The following is a 2,047-nucleotide window of genomic DNA, read 5'->3' as shown; positions in this document are numbered from 1 at the left end:
CAATTAGTAAATAAATTTGTTAATATGCGCCCCTGAAGTGAGCTGGATGGTCGCTGCTGTGGAGGTCTTCGTGACTGAAGCAGGGGAGGAAAGTCCGGGCTTCATAGGGCAGGGTGCCAGGTAACGCCTGGGCGGTGAAAGCCGACGGAAAGTGCAGCAGAGAGTAGACCGCCTCATTCGTGAGGTAAGGGTGAAAGGGTGCGGTAAGAGCGCACCGCGTGTCTGGTAACAGTTCACGGCATGGTAAACCCCACCAGAAGCAAGACCAAATAGGAATCCTGAGGTACGGCCCGTACTGGATTCGGGTAGGTCGCTTGAGCGTATGAGTGATTGTACGCCTAGAGGAATGGCCATCCTCGACAGAACCCGGCTTATAGGCTCACTTCACCTCATTTTATTTAAAATTTTTCTTGACGTGCGTTAAAGAAGTTAAGATAATGCGCGCACAGTTTTCGGCTATGTAGCTCAGTTGGTTAGAGCACCGCACTCATAATGCGGGGGTCACAAGTTCAAGTCTCGTCATAGCCACCATTTTAAAAACCACGCTCCTGCGTGGTTTCTTTTTATCTATTTTTTACTCATTAAAGTATTTTTCAATCATATCGAGTGTTTTTGAGCTTTGATAAAAAGGAGCTAAAAGCGCTTGAAGTAATGGTTCTAAAATACCGTGTTCATTAAAGGCATCCATAACCTTCGGATAAAAACGTAAAGCTTCGGTTTGTAAGTCGCTTTCGGTTAACCCAATCTCACTTAATACTTCAAATAAACTTTGGTCTTTATAAAAATCATAAAAAACTTCAACGCCATACAAAATCAGGTCTTGCATAAATTGTGACTGGCGTAATTCTTTCCAGTATTCGTAAATTAAAACAAAAAACTCTTCAACATCGAGAGGAGTGAGCTGTTTCATAAATTCATACATTTTTTTATGTCTAATATCTTCCCAAACATGACGTACTAGACTTTCTAAATCTTCACTCGATAAAAGACTTAATTCTGTAAGTTGCTCATGAATAAAACTGGCAATCCAAGTTTCAAGTTTATGCTCAAGACGTTGCTGCTGCAAAAAGGAAAATTTTTTGAGTTTATGTTGCCATTCAAAATGATAGTCATCCACTCTAGAGGCAGTTAGAAGTTTTGGTAATTTTTGTTCTAGAGTTGAGGTTGCAATATATTGGCAAAGCTGTTGTACAGAAGGGCTAGTTCTTAAAAACTGGTTGAGATAATGAGGAATATGTTCCATTTCCAAAAATTTGGAGAGCCACATTTCAAATTGGTGGTCAGAGACCAAATCTTGTAACTGAATTGGCGATTTCATCGCAGATAAATAAATACGCTGCGCGATTTCCCCAATAAACTCAAGTAAACCAGCACCTAGCTGCATTTCAAAAGCATAGCGTTTCACAACGGCTTGTAGTTGCTCTAAATCAACAACTTCATGAAGCTTGATTTCGTCAGCATGTTGCATAAACAACTGAATGAATTGCTGGAAATAAATAGGTGAGTTTTCTATAGATAATTGTTTTTTGAAAAATTCCACCTGCTCAAGCAAAAGTGCTTGAGCAAGTGCTGTAGTTTTTGATGAGTTTTTCTGCTCAGTCATTCGCTGTCCAACCGTTGACAATCGGATAACGTCGTTCGCGACTAAATGCACGAGAGGTAATTCTCGGGCCAATCGCACCTTGACGACGTTTGTATTCATTACGATCAACTAAACGGATGACTTTTTCAACAACTTCTTTATCAAAACCTTTGGCAATAATATCGGCCTGACCTAAATCTTCTTCAATGTATGCGTAAAGGATAGCATCCAATACATCATAAGCTGGTAAAGAGTCTTGGTCTTTTTGATCCGGACGAAGTTCTGCTGAAGGTGGGCGGGTAATCACACGCTCAGGAATAACAGGAGTTTCGCTTAAGCTGTTACGGTATTTTGCTAATTCAAATACGATAGTTTTATAAACATCTTTTAGAACCGCAAAGCCACCAACCATATCGCCATAAAGCGTACAGTAGCCTACTGAAAGTTCAGATTTATTCCCTGTAG

The 2,047-nt window shown here is 40.4% G+C and carries 2 protein-coding genes, 1 tRNA gene and 1 other RNA gene; 2 read left to right on the top strand and 2 right to left on the bottom strand.

Features of this window, described 5'->3' with window-relative positions:
* Nucleotides 1–34: 34 nt before the first annotated feature.
* An RNA gene (gene rnpB, locus J536_RS23840) (RNase P RNA component class A) lies at nucleotides 35–390 on the top strand.
* 64 nt (nucleotides 391–454) lie between these two features.
* A tRNA-Met gene (locus J536_RS23835) sits at nucleotides 455–531 on the top strand.
* A gap of 43 nt (nucleotides 532–574) precedes the next feature.
* On the opposite strand, the gene J536_RS23830 is transcribed toward J536_RS23835, so the two are convergent.
* Both J536_RS23830 and nadE read right to left on the bottom strand, forming a co-directional pair.
* A complete protein-coding gene (locus J536_RS23830; protein ID WP_032056888.1) occupies nucleotides 575–1,603 on the bottom strand; it encodes a hypothetical protein in 1,029 nt (342 codons plus the stop codon).
* On the bottom strand, nucleotides 1,596–2,047 hold a 452-nt coding region (nadE, locus tag J536_RS23825; protein WP_032064213.1), incomplete at its 5' end, for an NAD(+) synthase. The genes J536_RS23830 and nadE, both read right to left, overlap by 8 nt.

This window comes from Acinetobacter sp. 809848 (assembly GCF_000581275.1).
Taxonomy (GTDB): domain Bacteria; phylum Pseudomonadota; class Gammaproteobacteria; order Pseudomonadales; family Moraxellaceae; genus Acinetobacter; species Acinetobacter pittii.
Note: the sequence above shows the minus strand (reverse complement) of the source record. Positions and strands in the feature narration are given on the sequence as shown.

Excerpts from the sequence above, each read along its gene's own strand:
- J536_RS23830 (WP_032056888.1), bottom strand. The coding sequence starts at position 1,603 with ATGACTGAGCAGAAAAACTCATCAAAAACTACAGCACTTGCTCAAGCA.